At 32.7% G+C, this 18,315-nt stretch carries 15 protein-coding genes and 1 tRNA gene; 7 read left to right on the plus strand and 9 right to left on the minus strand.

What is annotated here, in order from left to right:
- Positions 1 to 489 precede the first annotated feature (489 nt).
- Positions 490 to 1,596 carry a hypothetical protein gene (locus A2255_00235; protein ID OGI23441.1) on the plus strand — a complete coding sequence of 369 codons (1,107 nt, stop codon included), beginning with the start codon at positions 490 to 492 and terminating at the stop codon, positions 1,594 to 1,596.
- Positions 1,597 to 1,764: 168 nt separating this feature from the next.
- Positions 1,765 to 3,966: a hypothetical protein gene (locus A2255_00240; GenBank protein OGI23442.1), complete on the plus strand. Its 2,202-nt coding sequence runs from the start codon at positions 1,765 to 1,767 to the stop codon at positions 3,964 to 3,966.
- 14 nt (positions 3,967 to 3,980) lie between these two features.
- Here A2255_00240 and A2255_00245 read toward each other — a convergent pair whose 3' ends face one another.
- Positions 3,981 to 4,940: a hypothetical protein gene (locus A2255_00245; GenBank protein OGI23443.1), complete on the minus strand. Its 960-nt coding sequence runs from the start codon at positions 4,938 to 4,940 to the stop codon at positions 3,981 to 3,983.
- A 246-nt stretch (positions 4,941 to 5,186) separates the two neighbouring features.
- Between A2255_00245 and A2255_00250 the strand changes: the two genes are divergently transcribed.
- Entirely contained in the window at positions 5,187 to 6,557 is a 1,371-nt protein-coding gene (locus tag A2255_00250) for a hypothetical protein (GenBank protein OGI23444.1), read from the plus strand.
- A gap of 48 nt (positions 6,558 to 6,605) precedes the next feature.
- On the opposite strand, the gene A2255_00255 is transcribed toward A2255_00250, so the two are convergent.
- The 5 genes from A2255_00255 to A2255_00275 form a co-directional block, all read right to left on the minus strand.
- A complete protein-coding gene (locus tag A2255_00255; GenBank protein OGI23445.1) occupies positions 6,606 to 7,334 on the minus strand; it encodes a 50S ribosomal protein L1 in 729 nt (242 codons plus the stop codon).
- A 163-nt stretch (positions 7,335 to 7,497) separates the two neighbouring features.
- Positions 7,498 to 7,923, minus strand: coding sequence for a 50S ribosomal protein L11 (locus tag A2255_00260; protein OGI23446.1), 426 nt, complete (start codon positions 7,921 to 7,923; stop codon positions 7,498 to 7,500).
- A 33-nt stretch (positions 7,924 to 7,956) separates the two neighbouring features.
- Positions 7,957 to 8,496, minus strand: a complete 540-nt coding sequence (locus A2255_00265) for a transcription termination/antitermination protein NusG (GenBank protein ID OGI23447.1) — start codon at positions 8,494 to 8,496, stop codon at positions 7,957 to 7,959.
- 56 nt (positions 8,497 to 8,552) lie between these two features.
- A complete protein-coding gene (locus tag A2255_00270) occupies positions 8,553 to 8,819 on the minus strand; it encodes a preprotein translocase subunit SecE (GenBank protein OGI23448.1) in 267 nt (88 codons plus the stop codon).
- A gap of 56 nt (positions 8,820 to 8,875) precedes the next feature.
- Positions 8,876 to 8,947: transfer RNA gene (locus tag A2255_00275), tRNA-Trp, on the minus strand.
- Positions 8,948 to 9,422: 475 nt separating this feature from the next.
- On the opposite strand from A2255_00275, the gene A2255_00280 reads away from it, so the two are divergent.
- Together A2255_00280 and A2255_00285 are read left to right on the plus strand one after the other, a co-directional pair.
- The gene (locus tag A2255_00280) at positions 9,423 to 10,730 is read left to right on the plus strand and encodes a 3-phosphoshikimate 1-carboxyvinyltransferase (protein ID OGI23449.1); all 1,308 of its coding nucleotides are present in this window, start codon (positions 9,423 to 9,425) and stop codon (positions 10,728 to 10,730) included.
- A gap of 20 nt (positions 10,731 to 10,750) precedes the next feature.
- On the plus strand, positions 10,751 to 11,419 hold the full coding sequence (locus tag A2255_00285) for a hypothetical protein (GenBank protein OGI23450.1): 669 nt from the start codon (positions 10,751 to 10,753) through the stop codon (positions 11,417 to 11,419).
- 272 nt (positions 11,420 to 11,691) lie between these two features.
- On the opposite strand, the gene A2255_00290 is transcribed toward A2255_00285, so the two are convergent.
- From A2255_00290 to A2255_00300, 3 genes are all read right to left on the minus strand, one after another.
- On the minus strand, positions 11,692 to 12,465 hold the full coding sequence (locus A2255_00290) for a hypothetical protein (protein OGI23451.1): 774 nt from the start codon (positions 12,463 to 12,465) through the stop codon (positions 11,692 to 11,694).
- A 306-nt stretch (positions 12,466 to 12,771) separates the two neighbouring features.
- The gene (locus tag A2255_00295; GenBank protein OGI23455.1) at positions 12,772 to 14,013 is read right to left on the minus strand and encodes a malate dehydrogenase; all 1,242 of its coding nucleotides are present in this window, start codon (positions 14,011 to 14,013) and stop codon (positions 12,772 to 12,774) included.
- Between the two features lie 1,033 nt (positions 14,014 to 15,046).
- Complete coding sequence (locus A2255_00300; protein ID OGI23452.1) at positions 15,047 to 16,018, minus strand: glutathione synthase; 972 nt, start codon at positions 16,016 to 16,018, stop codon at positions 15,047 to 15,049.
- A 175-nt stretch (positions 16,019 to 16,193) separates the two neighbouring features.
- Here A2255_00300 and A2255_00305 point away from each other — a divergent pair, with 175 nt between their 5' ends.
- On the plus strand, positions 16,194 to 17,165 hold the full coding sequence (locus tag A2255_00305) for a UDP-glucose 4-epimerase GalE (protein OGI23453.1): 972 nt from the start codon (positions 16,194 to 16,196) through the stop codon (positions 17,163 to 17,165).
- Positions 17,166 to 17,225: 60 nt separating this feature from the next.
- A complete protein-coding gene (locus A2255_00310; protein OGI23454.1) occupies positions 17,226 to 18,179 on the plus strand; it encodes an NAD-dependent dehydratase in 954 nt (317 codons plus the stop codon).
- The last annotated feature ends 136 nt before the right edge of the window (positions 18,180 to 18,315 follow it).

Consider the following 18,315-nt stretch of genomic DNA (forward strand, 5'->3'; position numbering starts at 1 on the left):
CAGCCTTTATGACTCGCAATTCGATCGGCCTTATTCCCACCAACTTGAATATTTTACTTAATTTACTGATTTTATTTTTCTTTATTTAACATACAAGCTATTCGGGTTATTTATTAATTTTTATCTAACCAGAAAGAAATTTTATTTCTAACTTTACTTGATTAATGAATGATTAAGCATAATCGTTTGATTTCTCTTAGTGGCTAATTGATGGAAATAAGCCATCTATGTTAATCTGTAGGCGGAATAAGACATAAAAGTCAGATAGCTTGTTTGATATAGCAAATTGTTAGCCTTAAATATCAAAATATAGAATGTATATGGCTTTCAATTAATTAAATATCCTGTAACTTCTGTATTACAGTATTTTTTACTTTGTAATAGGTAAAAAATTATGGAGTATATATCATAAAACAGTATTCAGGTTGTTTATGGAGTATCTCAAAAAACTTGAATGCATTGATACAGTCCAGAAGAGGAGATTGATCAATGAAAATTGCTCTAATGGCACCATTATGGGAAACTGTACCACCAAAAGCATATGGGGGAACAGAGTTAGTTGTTTATATTTTATGTGAAGAGTTTGTTAGAAGAGGTCACGAAGTAACCTTATTTGCTTCGGGTGATTCAAAAACCTCTGCAACCTTAATGCCAATAATCGAGAAATCAATGAGAGAATTAAAGGTTAAAAATCCTTTTAATTATGAGCTACAGGCTATTGCAAAGCTCTTAGAATGTTGGCAGGAGTTTGATATTATACATAATCATATGGGTTATCAGTTTTTACCCTTTGTAAATCTTGTTAATATACCTATTGTTACTACCTTACATGGGGCATTTGTTTTTCAAGAAGAAAATGAATGTTATGAACGGTATAAACACTTGCCGTATATATCTATAAGTGATTCTCAAAGGAACGGATCACCAGGCCTTAATTATACTGCTACTGTTTATAATGGCATTCAGGTTGATAAATATAAGTTTGAAAAAGAACCTATAATTGACAGGCCTTATTTAGTTTTTTTAGGAAGAATGTCACAAGAAAAAGGTCCTCATCTTGCCATTCAATTAGCTAAAAAAACAGGTTGGAAATTGATAATGGCAGGAAAAGTAGATGTTCATGATCATGTATATTTTGAAACACAGGTAAAACCACTGATTGATAACAAGCAAATTATATTTATTGGTGAATTAGGACATGATGCAAAAGTTGAATTATTAAAAGGTGCTTATGCAACAATTCATCCTGTAACCTGGCCTGAACCTTTTGGTCTTGTTATGGCTGAATCAATGGCTTGTGGAACTCCTGTTTTAGCCTTAAATCAAGGATCTATTCCTGAAGTAGTGAAAAACGGCGTAACTGGTTATGTAGAAAATGACATTGATTCTCTTACCAAGCACGTTAAAGATATAGAAAAAATAGATAGATATGCTTGTAGAAAGCATGTTGAAGAAAATTTTTCAGCTCATAGAATGGCAGAAGGTTATCTGGCCACATATAAAAAATTAATTGCCCAAAAACCAGCAAAAATTAATTTAGGCATAGAAGTGTCTTCAAGAATTAACTTAATGAAAGGTAATAATACTAAAATTTAAGGTAATATCAATTACCTAACTTAAGTTATAGACTATGGCCACTGAAACAGGCAGACTTAATTTAAAGCTATCAATTTACGTTGTAGCACTATTGATTTTGATAAATAACATAAAAAGAGTATATTTTGCTTGAGTGTATAAAGCCAAAATTATTATTTTCAATAATATTTGGCTGTTTTATTAGATAAACAGTCTTTTATTAAGTCAGAAGGTGATGAGATGTCAGTTACAATAATGGGTGAAAACTTTAACCCGGTAAAAAGAACAATTAAAAATAATAATATATTTCTTGTAACTGATTCAAACGGAAATATTTTGAGTAATAATACTTCTGGTTATGGTCTTTATACTGATGATACAAGATTTTTAAGCAGGCTGGAGTTGAAACTAAATGGATTTGATCCTGTTAATTTGTCTTCATCAACAGAAGCAGGACATTCATCAGTTATTATAGGTACTAACCCTATAATGTTTGATGCTTTTAACGATACGAAACGCATATTTCAAGAAACTGTACAGGTTAAAAGAGAAAGTATTATATATGGTTCTTATTTTGAAACAATTACGGTTGTTAATTATAATGTTTTTGAGGTTGGAATAAAGTTAGAATTATTCTTTGAAGCAGATTTTCTTGATATTTTTGAGGTTAGAAATATTTCTGCTTTGGTAAGAGGTATACAAAAGGAGCCTGTTTGTGAAGAAGGGGTCTTGAAATTTATCTATAATGATATAACGGGTGCTACTTTAACCACAGAAATTAGTTTTATTGAGGAAAAGCCGGTAGAAACAAAGGAAGGAGATGTTTCTTTTGAGTTCTATCTTAGTCCAAATGAAAGAAAAACAATTAAATATCAGGTTAAATTAAGATCCACAGCTTCATTGCCTGAAAGGATAACGGCTTATGATTTTGAAGAAGCTTTTGATAAGGCAATAGGGGATGATGAAAACTGGTATAATCATACAGCAAAAATTATTTCAAATAATGAAGATTTTAATGAAATGATTTATCGAGGACAAAAAGACATTAATATGCTTAGAACCAATGCATATTATGGAGAATACATTGCAGCAGGAATTCCGTGGTTCACGACATTATTCGGCAGGGACAGTATTATTGCTGCTCGGCAGTCTTTATTGCTGAATCCTATACTTGCTAAAAGTATTCTCGAAACATTAGCAAAATTTCAGGGAAAAGAAATTAATGATTGGAGAGATGAAGAGCCAGGGAAAATTCCTCATGAAATAAGGTTTGGTGAACTTGCAAGAAGTAATAGAATTCCTCATAGTCCTTATTATGGTACTGTTGATGCAACTCCATTATGGATAATGCTATTATATGATTACTTTAAATGGACTAATGACAGAGAAACACTTGAAAATTTATGGCAAAATGCTCTTGATTGTCTTATGTGGATGGATGAATATGCTCTTATGCATAATGGCTATGCTGCTTATAAAACCAGAAGTGAAGAAGGTTTAGATAATCAAGGGTGGAAAGATTCCTGGAATTCAAGTATACATGCTGATGGTAGTATTGCTGAGGCTCCTATTGCTCTTGTTGAAGTTCAAGGTTTTTTTTATGCCGCAAAAATGAAGCTTGCTGAGTTAGCTGGTTATATGGGGAATAATGAACTCAATATTAGATTGATCAAAGAAGCTACAGAATTTAAAAGCAGATTCCACAATGATTTTTGGGTAGAAGAACTTCAATATTATGCAATGGGTATTGATAAATATGGTAATCAGATGAAAATTGTTTCTTCTAATCCTGGACAGGTTCTTGAGACAGGTATTTTTGATGATTATTATGCAAATATTGTTGCTGATAAGCTTTTAAGTCCTGAAATGTTTAGTGGTTGGGGTATAAGAACTTTAAGTATGCGAACATTGTCTTTTAATCCAATGAGTTATCATAATGGTTCTGTGTGGCCACATGATAATAGTATTATTGCTTATGGTCTTTCAAGAATTAATAGAATAGATCTTGCTATAAACGTGACAACAGCGCTTTTTGATGCAGCAAGATTAATGACGTATAAAAGATTGCCTGAGTTATTTTGTGGATTTTCAAGACGATTTAAAATACAGGATCCTCCTGTTAGATATCCTGTTGCTTGTATTCCACAAGCTTGGGCAGCTGCAAGTGTATTTTTATTGATTCAATCGATATTGAATATTAACCCTGATGCTCAAAGTAGAGAATTAAGAATATTTAATTCTGAAATTCCTGACTGGCTTACCTATTTGAGAATTGAGAATTTACGTGTTGGAGAAGCTTCAGTTGATGTTGAATTTCGAAGATCTGGAAGAGGATTAGTTATAGACGTGCTTGATAAAAGAGGAAGTCTGGATGTCATTATAAAAAAATAGAGAATTTTTTAAATTTATTTATAAACCTGATGTAATAATGCTGCTCCTATTATTCCTGAAAAATCTTGTAAAGCAGCTTTTTCAATTTTTATATTGCGTGATGGGGTAGGTAATGATTTTGCAATTGCTTTTCTAACGCTAATATCGTAGAAAAAGTCTATTGCTTCAATTAATCCTCCACCAAGAATAATGAGTTGAGGATTATAAAAATTGATAATAGTAGCTAGTCCGCTGCTTAAATATTCCGCAGCTTCGGTTATACAATTCATTGCTATATCATCGCCAGCATCGAGCGCGTATTTAATATGTTTAGATCTAAAACAACCATCTTCTTTTATTACTTCAGAAATAACAGACTTGTGTCCTTTTTTAAGTGAGGCAAGAATTTTCTTTTCAATAGCTGTTCTTGAGGCATATGCTTCAAGACAACCATGGCCACCACACTGACAAAGCCTACCTCCTGAATCTACAATAATATGTCCTATTTCACCTGCTGTTCCTGAAGATCCCTGATAAATTTTACCATTTTGTACTATGCCGGAACCTATGCCTGTTCCTACAAAAATGCATACAAAATTATCATAACCAACTCCACTACCGAACCTCATTTCTCCAAGAGTAGCAACTTCCACATCATTTCCAACATATACAGGTATGTTAAAATGATTTTCCAGAATTGTTTTTAATTCAACATCATAACAATCGAGATTAGGAGCGGCAATTAAAATACCTTTTTCCCTATCTACTTGACCAGCTGCACCAATTCCAATTGAATCAATTTGAGATAATTGTATTTGAGCTTTACATATAGCCTTTTCTATTGTTTCAATTATTCTTTGTACAATTATATCTTTGCCCCGTTCTTTTTTAGTGCGTTTTTTTGCTGAGTCTATGACTGTACCATTATTCGTATCAACAACTCCAGCTAATATTTTTGTTCCCCCTAAATCTACGCCTATGGAATAATTACTCATAATTTTGATGACTCCTGATTTTGATCTTATTTTTATTATAATTAATCTTGTATAATTAATCCTGATTTTTTTAAAATTTATCAAGTTTATGTGTTTATAAAAACTAATTATAAACACTAAATAGTATATATAAGACATACAAATAAATTAGTTTAAGGTGAAAAACGTTGATATTAGCATTAAATAATTGTAATATAATAATATGTTACCTAAGGGTTATTAGGTTTAAGTTTTTGGAGTCGATTTATGGGTGCGGGTTATACTACGCTTATTGTAACTGATAGGCAAAATGATGTAGTAGAAATACAATCTAAATTAACTATTTCCAGAACCATGGATGTAGTTATTAGCTGTACCCTTGATAAAACAGTTGAATATTGTCGTAAGAACTTTCCTGATGTTGTAATAATTTTTGCCCATGAAAGAACTGCTAAATTATTTGAAGTATGTAAAATACTAAGATTAGATTCATTACTTAAACATATTCCTATAATTTTTATTTATGATCGGTTCAATGAAGAATTTGTCATTGAAAGTCTTAATGCAGGTGTAAGTGATTATGTTATTGCACCAATAAAAAAGGTCGATATTTTGGCACATTTAAATTGGGCATTCGAAAAAAGCAAATTAATGCGTGAAATAGAGATTAAAGAAGAACTACTTAAAGATTTAGGAGTGGTAGATAGAAATATTGGCGCATATTTGCCTAAATATGTTCATATAGGATTTAATTCTCATATTAATATTGCTAAAAAATATAAATATCCTCTAGTATTTATGATGATCTGTATAGATTCTCCGTATAAAAATAAAATTAACAATGATTATTTGGCTAAAGTTCTTAAGAAAACACTTAGATCCACAGATGCTATAGGTTTTTGGGAACAAGGAAACTTCCATATCCTCTTACCTAAAACAGATTTAAAAGGCGTTCATACTCTTCATAATAAGATAGTTGCAAATTTAGGAAACAATTTTACAATAAGTGTTGGTATTTGTATGCATCAGGAAGGAATTAATTACGAATCCCTTAAAGATTTAGCTTTAAAAGCATTATCTGATGCTATTTCAAATGGTGGAAACAGAGTTTGTGTATATAATGTGGAGCAAGTTAAAGCAGATTCAAGAAGAAATCTTTCTCAGCAAAATCAAGAGAAGGAGTCTGAATCTTTAAAACCAGAATTATCAAAAAGCTGGATTGGTAAAATTCAAACAAGTAAAAGAAGCTATGAATCCTTTAAAAAAGAGTTTATAAAAAGAATAAATAATCTTGTTTCTCCAACATTCTATAAAGTGAGTAATAAATTAAAGCAAAAATATCCGACAAGTATTATAATTGATTATTCTGCTACAGATGCAAAGTGTGAATTTTCAATAAAAGAGATTTATGATGGTACCGAAAATATCTTGCAAATTGTTAATCCTGGTTTAGATCATTTAAAAATAGAGCGTTGTTTGATTAAAGCAGGAAAGCAGACATTAACTCGTTATAATATTGAGTTAGATGATCTAACAGAAACATATATTGAAAGAATTTTACTTGATTTATTCAACGAATTTGAAATAATTTCTGATATAGAGAGATTATGTAAAGAAAGAGAAAATAATTTAATTTAGATAAAAAGAAAGCCAGCTATTAGCTGGCTTTCTTTTTGGTTTTTTATCTTATTGACCAAGACATTCTTTTATTTCAAGTGGTAATTGTTTTGTGTCAATTTTAACACCAGGTCCCATTGTAGTAGTAAGGTAAACAGATTTCATATATGTACCTTTAGCCGCTGAAGGTTTTGCTCTTAAAACAGCATCACCTAATACTGCAAAGTTTTTCATTAATTCCTCTGGAGAAAAACGCATTTTCCCTATAGGAACGTGCAACATGCCTTGCTTATCTGCTCTAAATTCAACCTTACCTGCTTTGATATCTTTTATAGCACCTTTAATATCAAAAGTTACAGTACCTGTTTTTGGGTTTGGCATAAGGCCTTTAGGTCCTAAAAGTTTACCTAATTTACCAAGTAAGCCCATAGCATCAGGTGTTGCAACTAATGTATCAAACTCGAGCCATCCATTCTGGATTTTTTCTACGAGATCTTCAGCACCTACATAGTCAGCACCAGCTTCTTCTGCTTCTCTGACCTTTTCTCCTTTTGCAACTACAGCTACACGAACTATTTTGCCTGTACCAGAAGGTAGTACAACTGTACTTCTGATTTGTTGATCTGCGTGTTTTACATTAATACCAAGTCTCATATGGCATTCTAATGTTTCATCAAATTTTGATAATTCATCAGAAATCTTCTTTAGTGTTTTAATCGCATCTATGCCTGAAGTAGGTTGTTCAATTTCTTCCAGCATTTCCAACATTTTTTGTTGTTTTTTTGTTAATTTTGGCATTTTTTCCTCCTTGTGGTCATATCGGGGTGGCTAAGCCACATTCTCAGATTACTTATCCTTCCAATAATACCTCGATTATAGTGGAGTGATTTCGCACTGTCATATGCTCTCGATATTCAAGATGCTCAGCTGTTACCCTGCCACATTATTAAATAACATAAACCTATTCTGCGATTGTGATTCCCATGCTGCGTGCAGTTCCGCGAATCATTTCTTCAGCAGCTTCTTGAGTTGTAGCATTTAAATCAGGCATTTTTGCTTTAGCAATTTCTGCTACTTGCACCTGGGTAATGCTGCCAACTTTATCTTTATTTGGAGTTGCAGAAGCTCTTTCAACACCTGCAGCCTTTTTAATTAGAACTGCTGCGGGTGGTGTTTTCAAAACAAAAGTAAATGATCTGTCTTCAAAAACAGTAATTTCTACGGGAACTATCATACCAACTTGATCAGATGTTTTAGCATTATATTGCTTACAAAAATCCATAATGTTTACACCATGCTGACCAAGAGCAGGTCCTATTGGTGGTGATGGAGTTGCTTTTCCTGCTGATATTTGGAGCTTTATTTTAGCTGCTACCTTTTTTGCCACGTTCTTACCTTTCTTATCCTAGTCTAACTTTAATTATACTTTTTGAATTTGGCCGTATTCTAATTCAACGGGGGTGTCTCTACCAAAGATAGATACTGAAGCACGTAATTTTTCTTTGTCGGGATAAACTTCTGTAATATCACCAACAAAGTCTGCAAAAGGACCGCTAATAATGCGGACTTTATCGCCAACTTTAACATCAAGTTCTACTTTTGCAACTTGGACTTGAGTTCTTTGAATTATTTTTCTTATTTCTGCATCGCGTGCAGGAATTGGTCTTTTTTCAGCACCGACAAACTTTGTGACTCCTGGTGTATGTCTAACAACGTACCAACTATCATCATCCATAACCATCTCTACCAGCACATATCCAGGGAAAATCTTTTCTTCTTTTTCTTGGCGTTTACCACCAGAGACTTTTGTAACGGTTTTTTGCGGGACTTCGATTCTAAAAATTTTATGTCCCATATTCATAAATTCGATACGTTTTTCAAGGTTAACTTTTACCTTGTTTTCGTGTCCTGAATAAGTATGGACTATATACCATCTTTTTGCTTTGTGATTACTTTCCACGTTACCCTACCTATCGGATTTCCTCTGTAACCAAACTTCCAACACTGTTAATTTTTTTACTTACATCTTTCAGGCTGATTTGGATGCAAGCATTGACATATTCCTTTAGGGTTAGGATGAAGAACGAAACAAAATGCCATATCAACCGCATAAACTAGCACTGAAAAGAAGAAAACAACAACAATAACGACAATTGACTGAAAAAGAATATGTCTTCTTTCCGGCCAGATTATCTTGCCCCATTCAGACCTGACCCCTTTAAAATATTTAGTAACGTTTTGTTTAAAGTTGTCTGTTTTCTCGGTTTTTTTGGTATTGCTCACAATTTTGTCCTCAACCTATATTTTTTGAAAATAGCTAATTGTATTTTAATTAGAAACGCGCCTTGTAGGATTTGAACCCACGACATCCGGTTTTGGAGACCGACGTTCTACCACTGAACTAAAGGCGCATTCCTACATGCTTAAACTTACTTGGTTTCTTTGTGTAATTTATGACTATTGCAGAATGGACAGTATTTATTGAGTTCTATTCTGCCAGGATCATTTTTCTTATTTTTCGTTGTGGTGTAGTTACGACGTTTACATTCACCACAGGCTAAAATCACTAATCTATCGTTTTTCTTTACGCCCATTGTTTTTCACCTTTACTTAACATGTAGACTAAATAATAGCCTTAACAATAACCACTGTCAAGTTAAAACTATAGAATGAATATCATGGTATACATTCTATAAAAAAAGAATTTTTCTTCATTTTTATAAGGTTTTCGAAAAACTTGTTTATTTTTATATATATTTTAATAAAGCCGAAAACCTTAATTTGCAATGATTATAGCTTTAAGGCTAAATTTTGGATAGTAAATTTTATTAGACATTTTTTTACAAAAGTAGAATTTTCCTATCCTTTTATAGTGTAATCTAAAATATGAATTATGTTCAAGTTAAAAATTTAAAAGAAGTTGTGCCTGTAAAAACTCCTTTGAGGGGGACTGTAGTCATACCTGCTGACAAGTCTATTTCTCATAGGGCTGCAATATTTGGCTCTTTAACTTATGGAACGGTTTGTATTGCTAATTTTTCTGGTGGTGCTGATTGTAAAAGTACTCTTAATGTTTTAAAAGGACTTGGAGTAGAGATTGATTATAAATCTGAAAAAGGTATTATAATCTCAAACAAAAATAAGTTTAGAGAACCGGATAATATTATTGATGCAGGTAATTCAGGTACAACTATAAGGTTAATGGCAGGAGTATTATCAGGGCTTGATTTTTATAGTGTGCTTACCGGAGATGACAGTCTAAGAAAAAGACCTATGGCAAGAGTCATCGTTCCCCTGAAGAAGATGGGTGCAAACATCTGGGCAAAAGATAATGATACAAAAGCCCCAATAAGTATAAAAGGATCAAGATTATCAGGTATTACTTATAATTCTCCAATTGCAAGTGCTCAGGTGAAATCCGCTATACTTCTTGCCGGATTATCAGCTGATGGTACGACTATTGTAACCGAGCCTTCTAAATCAAGAGATCATACAGAAAGACTCTTAAGTTATCTTGATGCAGATATTTCAGTAAATGGCAATGAAGTAAGGATTCAAAGATCAAGTTTAACGTCAAAACCCATAACAGTGCCTGGCGATGTTTCATCTGCTGCGTTTTTCATGGTAGCAGGTGCAATTGTGCCTGATTCTGAAATTATTATGCAGAATGTGGGCTTAAATTCTACAAGAACCGGTATAATTGATGTTTTGAAAAATATGGGTGCAGAAATTGAGATTCTTAATCAAAGACTCGAATGTGGGGAGGAAGTTGGGGATATTAAGGTAAATTATTCTGATTTAAAAGGAATTACGATAGAAGGGGATATTATCCCAAGGGTTATAGATGAGCTTCCAATAATTGCTGTTGCTGCTACTCAAGCAGAAGGAACAACAATTGTACGTGGAGCAGAAGATTTACGTCATAAAGAATCCGACAGAATTAAGGCTATTTATTCTGAATTGAGTAAACTTGGTGCTAAAATAGAAGAGACTGAAGACGGTTTTATAATTCATGGAAAGACAAAGTTAAAAGGAAATTGCATTTTGGAAACTTATCATGATCATAGAATAGCTATGTCAGGGTATGTTGCAGGATTAATAGCTGATAGTCCGATACAAATCAATGAATTCAACTGGGTAAATATTTCTTTCCCTGAATTTACAGAAATTTTTGAAAAATTAAGAGTGGTGTAATAAATCAAGGAGCTAATAAAATGGCACGAAACTTTGCTAAGGTAGAAGCCAGTCATTATAATTGGTGGCGTGCATTGGCGCAATACTGGGTTATATACTTCATACTTTATCCGTTTTTCAAAATATTTTTTAGGGTTGAGGTGCATGGAAGAGAAAACATTCCAAAAGATAAATCCATACTAGTTGCAGCTAATCATACATCAAACTTTGATCCGGTTATTCTTGCTCTTGGAATAAAAAGGCCGGTCGCATTTATGGCAAAGAAAGAATTATTTGAGGTTCCTGTCTTATCTCAAATAATAGATATTCTTGGAGCTTTTGCTGTTAATAGAAAAAAATTAGAAATAGCTACGATTAAATCAGCAAAAACTGTTTTGTCTTCTACTAATTGGCATATGGGAATGTTTCCTGAAGGTACAAGAATAAAGCCGGGTAAAATTAGAACTATTCATAAAGGTTTTGGGTATTTAGCTAAAGCTACGGGCTCTGACATTTTGCCATTTGGGATAATCTTAAAAAGGGAACATTGCCCTATTTTTGGAAAATTAATAGTAAAAATAGGAAAACCAATACCTGCACCTGCAACAGCAGAAGAAGCTATTGAAAAATGGACAAAAGCTATATCAGAGCTTACAGGTCTTGAATATACTCCTGAAGAAACGGCTGATAATTCGAATATTGCTGTATAATCTGGATAATGGCTGACCAGTCATCACGAGTTATTAAATATAAAGAAGTCATAGTAAATGCTGATCTCAATGTAAATAACGTTATATACTTTGAGATTGCTTCACAACTCCGATTTTAGAAAACATCCTTGCTATGAGGTTGGCAATGACTTCATCGATTTTAGTCTCTTATTTTCCATTACTCGTTTAATAGCATTATATCTATGTAAGATAAAGTAAAAACAAGGCTAGATAGCCTTGTTTTTACTTTATCAGACTTAAAAGATCAACTTTTATTTGCTAATAGTAAGAGGTTGTTCGAGAACCACATTTAATTTTGTAGCTGCTGGTAATGTAACTTCTTTACCTTTTCTACCTATAATGTATCCTAATCCAATAAAACCACCGGCTGCAGTTCCAACAACTGCACCTGTGCCGACTCCACCTGCAATGCCACCTATACTTAGGCCGGCAAGTGTTCCAGCTCCGGTAGTAACTGCACCAGTTGCAACTGTGGTTACAATTTGTTTTTTAAGTGAACCGCCTTTTAAAACACCAGAATTATCTACGGTTATAATTTTTCCACTAATAGGAACTTTTGGACCATTTGGAAGTTTCAGGTGTGTAAATTTAATGTCCATAATTCCATTTTTACCGAGTCTTCCCGCATTTTCTATGTAAGTAATTTGACCGATTGCTTCACTGCCGGCAGGAATTACTACATTGCCGTTTACAACAACAGGGGTTGTTAATGTAGCGGTAAAAATATCTCCAATTTCATTAATAGATGTGCCAACAGTTGTGCTGGTTGCTAGTTCAAAAGCTGCACCTACAGGGACTGTAGATATAGATCCTTGTAATATTTGATTAGGATTAACGTTAGATGCTGGATTGACTTTTATAGCTGGAAGACCATCAATATTTGGATTAAATAAATCATCATTGGGGTCTATTGCAGGTGGAACTATATCATAATTTTGTGCAAAAGCTGCTTGAATTCCTGAGAATTGAATACCTATTAGTGATGTTAGTATTACAAATGTTGTAATTTTAGAATTAAATTTCAAGACGAACACCTTCCTTTTTAGTTTTTCATTTACTTAAACTATTGTTCAATAGTTTGCCAATCTTGTAAAGATTGGCAAAAACAAAAAAAACTATAAGTGGGTTAAATATAATTATTGTAATGATTTTCAAAATGTATTTAACCGCTTAATGTTGGTATATAATGAATATATAAAGTAATAAGGTGTATTTTCTTTATTATAGTGCTGGTTACACAATATAAGTCAGCCTTTTTAAATATATACCTTATTTTATATTAAATTTAATGGAAATATTTAGCATATTTTTCTTTAAATTTTATTAAAAATTTAAAGATTTCTTAAGAAACCTTCATACAAATAATTTTTTGTTCTTTCAAAAATCATGTCCGGGTCCGCTTCAATTTGTGCAAAACCAGATTTTATAGCTGACTTTGCAACGGCTTTTGCTACTGATGGTGGAACCCTTAGATCAAGTGCATGTGGGATTATGTAATCAGGATTGAGCTCATTCTCTGTGATAAGATTTGCTATAGCAAAAGCTGCGCTTGTTTTCATCGCATTGTCAATTTTTCTGGCTCTAACATCAAGGGTTCCTCTAAATATTCCAGGAAATGCAAGAGAATTATTAATTTGATTTTTTAAGTCTGATCTGCCTGTGGCTACAATGAATGCTCCTGCATCTTTGGCAATATCTGGCATTATTTCAGGAATTGGATTAGCAAGAGCAAAGACTACAGGTTTACTTGCCATAGATTTTACCATTTCAGATGTTACTATATTTCCTGCAGATAACCCGATAAAGAAATCAGCGCCTCTTATTACAGTTGCAAGTTCACCTTTTTCTTTATTAGGATTGGTTTTTTGAGCAATAAGTTCTTTATATTTATTCATACCGTCCTGGCGACCTTCATAAATTGCGCCGGTTGTGTCGCATAGAATAAGATTTTTTACACCATTTTGAAGTAATAATTCTGAAACTGCTATAGCTCCAGCTCCTGCGCCATTAACAACAACTTTTAAGTCTTCAAGTTTTTTATTGGTAAGTTTTAACGCATTGATAAAGCCTGCAAGTACTACAACGGCAGTTCCGTGTTGATCATCATGGAAAACAGGGATATTTAATGTTTCGATGAGTTTTTTCTCAATTTCAAAGCATCTTGGTGATGAAATGTCTTCTAAGTTAATTCCGCCAAATATTGGTGTAATACGGCTTATAATTTCAATTAATTCATCAGGATTTTGAGTTCTTAAGCATATTGGAACAGCATCAACTCCTGCTAAAGATTTGAATAATGCAGCTTTTCCTTCCATAACAGGAAGACCGGCTTCTGCTCCAATGTTTCCAAAGCCTAATACAGCTGAACCATCACTTATAATAGCTACAAGATTTCCTTTTGGTGTTAATTCGTAAGCTTTTAAATAATCGAGTTCAATTTCTTTTGTTATTTGGTCTACTTTTTCTGGGGAATAAAACATTTCAATATCATTTTTAGCTGTAATTTTAATTTTGGAATTGGTTTCGATTACTCCATGGGTTCTTCTATGTAGCTCAAGAGAGTTTTCTTCCAGAGTATGCTCGCTACTTTTATAGTCGGGTAAAGGTTTTTCAAACCATGAATTTTTGCCTTCATATAGGAAATCAAGATATTTCTCTTCTACAGATTCAGGAGCGATGAATAATTGAGCTGCTCCAGTATCTACTGCTACTTTTGCCACGTGATAAGCAATTCTTGCTGCTGCTCTTAAATTTAGCTCATCGGTTGAACATTCTAATACAAGCTTTGAATCTGCAATATCTTCAAGGGCTTTTCCAAGAATACCATACATTTCATCACTGATCATATAAGCTTTAACATCAAGGGCGCCTCTGAATATTGCCGGAAGAATTATATTTGGATTTATCTTGCCTTTAAGATTAGCCCATTCTTCAGCCAGGAAAATATTGGGCTTTCTATAACTGTATAAAATAGGCATTTTAAGATCGTCATTAAACCAATTTTCCAGAATGGCTGTACGTTCAGGCAAAAAATCATCTAGATCAAACCCTGCAAAGGTTGGTGTTAAATTTGATATAATTTGAGCTATTTCTTCTATGTTGTGAGTATTTACAACTATTGGGTATGCATCAATATTTGCAAACTCTTTATAGAAAATCGCTTTTGTTTCTACAACAGGGATAGCACAGAGTGGATTAATATTCTCAAAGTCAATGAAATTTGAGCAGTCTGTTATTACAGCAATTGAATTTGCCCTATTTGTTAATTCAAAAGATTTATCCACATTATTCTTGATTTCCATACAAGACCTACCAACTCCTGGAGTATAGGCCAGGCTGAGAGAATAAGAATCTTTAATAGGTATTTTTGTTGCTATTTCAAAAAAGCCCTGGTATTTTTTTCTATAATCTATAATATTTTTGACCATTTTTTCTTTCCTTTATGCTCCGGCTAAAATACTTTTCTAGTGCTATGTTTCAAAAATAATGATGATTGTTGAAGGAGGGTATATTCTCGCAGGAGTGACAGAGTCACTTTTCTTAGTCATCAATCATTCCAATAAGACCACTCTAATTATTACAGCGAGGACCAGCGACGGAGAGAATTTACCCTCCTAAACTTATAAAACAGTCCACTAGGAGTCTCTCCATATAGTCTACAATCTTTTTTTCAAGTCTTATATTGAACATTGGATTAATTTTTCTAATAAAAAAACCTGGACTGGTTACATTAATTTCAATTAATTTATCATCAATTATATCTAAACCAACAAAGAATAAGCCGTCTTCTAAAAGATTTTTTGAAATAGTTTTACATATTTCTCTATCTTCATCTGTTATTTCACTTTTTTTCAGATGGCCTCCTTTGCACATATTTGCCCTGAAATCATCTTTACAGGGGAGTCTTATTATTGAAGCCACAGGTTCTCCTCCAAGCAAGATAAGTCTTTTATCTCCATATTTTGCTTTATTCAGGTATTTCTGAGCTAAAATCAATGTCTTTTCATTATTTGTTGTCTCTTCAAGTATAGAATTTAAATTTTTATCTCCCTTTTTAAGATAGAAAATACCATTTCCTGCATAATTATCAAGGGGTTTAACTATAATTTCGTTATGTTCATTAAGAAAATTTTGTATTAAATCTATATTTGAGGTTGTTATACCTTCTGGAGCCAGTTTAGGGAAATTGTATATATATAATTTTTCATTACATTTTCTTATTCCTGAAGGACTATTGATAACAATTGTTTTAGATTGGTCAACATAGTTAAGTATATGAGTGGAAAAGATGTAATTAGTGTTAATTGGTGGATTTTGCCTGATAAGTATTATATCAAGGTCATTAAGATCTATATTGAACGGTTTTTTTGTGAATTCAAAATAATTATGTTTAACTTGATAAGCCAACGCTTTAGGGATGTTATTATTTAAAAATAAATTTTCAATTGGAAATATATATATTTCATGATTTCTTAACAAACATTCCTGTAATATTAAAAAGGAGCTTGATAACTCTTTATCGGGATGATCAGGGAGATCTTTCTCATCCAATAAAAAACCAATTTTATATTTTGACATTTATTAATACTCCATAAGATGAACTTCTTGGTTAATTGAGAATTTTTTTAGAATAGAAAATAACTTTATAATATGATTAGATAAAAGATAATTGCATATTTGGGGAAATGGCCAATTGATAATTATTTAAGTAATAGTTTCAATAATTAAATAATAGATTATGGGAGAGAAACAAATGATCCTAATAACAGGTGGAGCAGGATATATTGGCAGTCACTGTCTTTTAGATTTTTCAAGAGCAGGATATGACTGTGTAGTTTTTGATAATTTATCAGAAGGTCATAAAGAAGCTGTTAATACTGAGCATTTTTATCAGGGCGATCTTTCAAACATTGATGATATCAGGGGTGTCTTTAGTAAATATCCAATAGAAGCAGTTGTTCACTTTGCTGCCAGTTGTTATGTTGGTATATCTGTAAGTAGACCTCAGGATTATTATTATAATAATGTGGTAAATACTTTGAATTTACTGAAGGTAATGCTTGAAAAAGATGTAAAAAAGTTTGTTTTTTCATCAAGTTGTGCTACCTATGGGGATCCTCTTTATGTGCCTATTGATGAAAAACATTCTCAGAATCCTATAAATCCTTATGGTAAAACAAAATTAATGATAGAAAATATTTTAAAAGACTATGATAAAGCATACGGTATGAAATATATGATGCTCAGATATTTTAATGCCTCTGGAGCTGATAATGAAGCAAATATTGGTGAAAGTCATGACCCTGAAACACATTTAATTCCTCTGGTTTTGCAAACAGCAATGGGTCAGAGGGATTCAATAAAAGTGTTTGGTAATGATTATAATACACCTGATGGAACGTGTATTCGAGATTACATTCATGTAAATGATTTAGCACAGGCACATAGATTGGCTTTAGGGAAATTGTTTCAAGGTTCAGAAAGTAATTTCTATAACCTTGGTATAGGAAAAGGCTATTCTGTGAATGAAATTATAGAAATTAGCGAGAAAGTATCAGGAAAGACCATAAATAAAGAGATTGTTGAAAGAAGAGAAGGAGATCCTCCAGAGCTTGTGGCCAGTAATGAAAAAGCCAGGCAAGAATTAGGCTGGAATCCTATTTTTACAGACATAAAAGATATTATAGAATCAGCATGGTATTGGGAGACAAATAGACGATACTAGTTCTTTTTGAGATATGATAATAGTGATTTTTGGGTAAAATAGAGTAGGAAAAATTTTTCAATGAAAAGAATATTAATAACAGGTGGAGCTGGATTTATAGGATCACATCTATGTGAAAGATTATTAGATGAAAACAATGAAGTTGTTTGTCTTGATAATTTTTTTACAGGTTCAAAAGAAAATATTAATCACTTAAGAGATAATAAGAGTTTTGAATTAATCAGACATGACATAATAAAGCCAATTTTGCTTGAAGTTAATGAGGTTTATAATCTGGCATGCCCTGCATCACCTGTTCATTATCAATATAATGCTATTAAAACCGTAAAAACCAACGTGCTTGGAACTATAAATATGTTAGGACTTGCAAAAAGAGTAAAAGCTCGATTCTTTCAGGCATCAACATCAGAAGTATACGGTGATCCCCTTGAACATCCACAAAAAGAGACTTACTGGGGGCATGTTAATCCTATAGGAATTAGAAGTTGTTATGATGAAGGAAAAAGAGTAGCAGAAACCTTGACCATGGATTACCATCGTCAAAATGGTGTAGATGTTAAAATTGTCAGGATATTTAATACTTATGGGCCAAGAATGGCTGAAAATGACGGTAGGGTTGTAAGCAACTTTGTCGTTCAGGCTTTGAAAAATGAAGATATTACTGTGTATGGGCATGGTAATCAGACAAGATCCTTCTGCTATGTTTCTGATTTAGTGGATGGATTCATTAGAATGATGAATTCTCCTAAGGAATTTATGGGTCCTGTTAATCTTGGCAATCCTGTAGAAACACCAATTATAGAATTTGCAAAAAGAATTATTGAACTTACAGACAGTAAATCCAAGATAATTCACATGCCATTACCGCAGGATGATCCTGTTAGAAGACGTCCAGATATCACACTTGCAAATAAAAAGCTAGACTGGGAGCCAAAAGTTGAACTTCAGGAAGGCTTAATTAAGACTATAGAATATTTTGAGAACAAACTTAGAAAAGATGGTAGAATTAAATAATTGTGAATCACCTAACTTATATCAGTAATTAGAGGTTTTTTGAGTACTACTAAATAATTTTAATTTGGAGAGGAAAGAATGAAAATCAGCGTAATAGGAACGGGGTATGTAGGATTGGTAGCGGGGACATGTCTTG

Source organism: Candidatus Melainabacteria bacterium RIFOXYA2_FULL_32_9 (genome assembly GCA_001784615.1).
In the GTDB taxonomy this organism is placed as follows: Bacteria; Cyanobacteriota; Vampirovibrionia; order Gastranaerophilales; family UBA9579; genus UBA9579.

Coding starts and splice junctions, on each gene's coding strand:
- A2255_00235 (OGI23441.1), top strand. CDS start 490: ATGAAAATTGCTCTAATGGCACCATTATGGGAAACTGTACCACCAAAA.
- A2255_00245 (OGI23443.1), bottom strand. CDS start 4,940: ATGAGTAATTATTCCATAGGCGTAGATTTAGGGGGAACAAAAATATTA.
- A2255_00250 (OGI23444.1), top strand. CDS start 5,187: ATGGGTGCGGGTTATACTACGCTTATTGTAACTGATAGGCAAAATGAT.
- A2255_00255 (OGI23445.1), bottom strand. CDS start 7,334: ATGCCAAAATTAACAAAAAAACAACAAAAAATGTTGGAAATGCTGGAA.
- A2255_00280 (OGI23449.1), top strand. CDS start 9,423: ATGAATTATGTTCAAGTTAAAAATTTAAAAGAAGTTGTGCCTGTAAAA.
- A2255_00285 (OGI23450.1), top strand. CDS start 10,751: ATGGCACGAAACTTTGCTAAGGTAGAAGCCAGTCATTATAATTGGTGG.
- A2255_00300 (OGI23452.1), bottom strand. CDS start 16,018: ATGTCAAAATATAAAATTGGTTTTTTATTGGATGAGAAAGATCTCCCT.
- A2255_00305 (OGI23453.1), top strand. CDS start 16,194: ATGATCCTAATAACAGGTGGAGCAGGATATATTGGCAGTCACTGTCTT.
- A2255_00310 (OGI23454.1), top strand. CDS start 17,226: ATGAAAAGAATATTAATAACAGGTGGAGCTGGATTTATAGGATCACAT.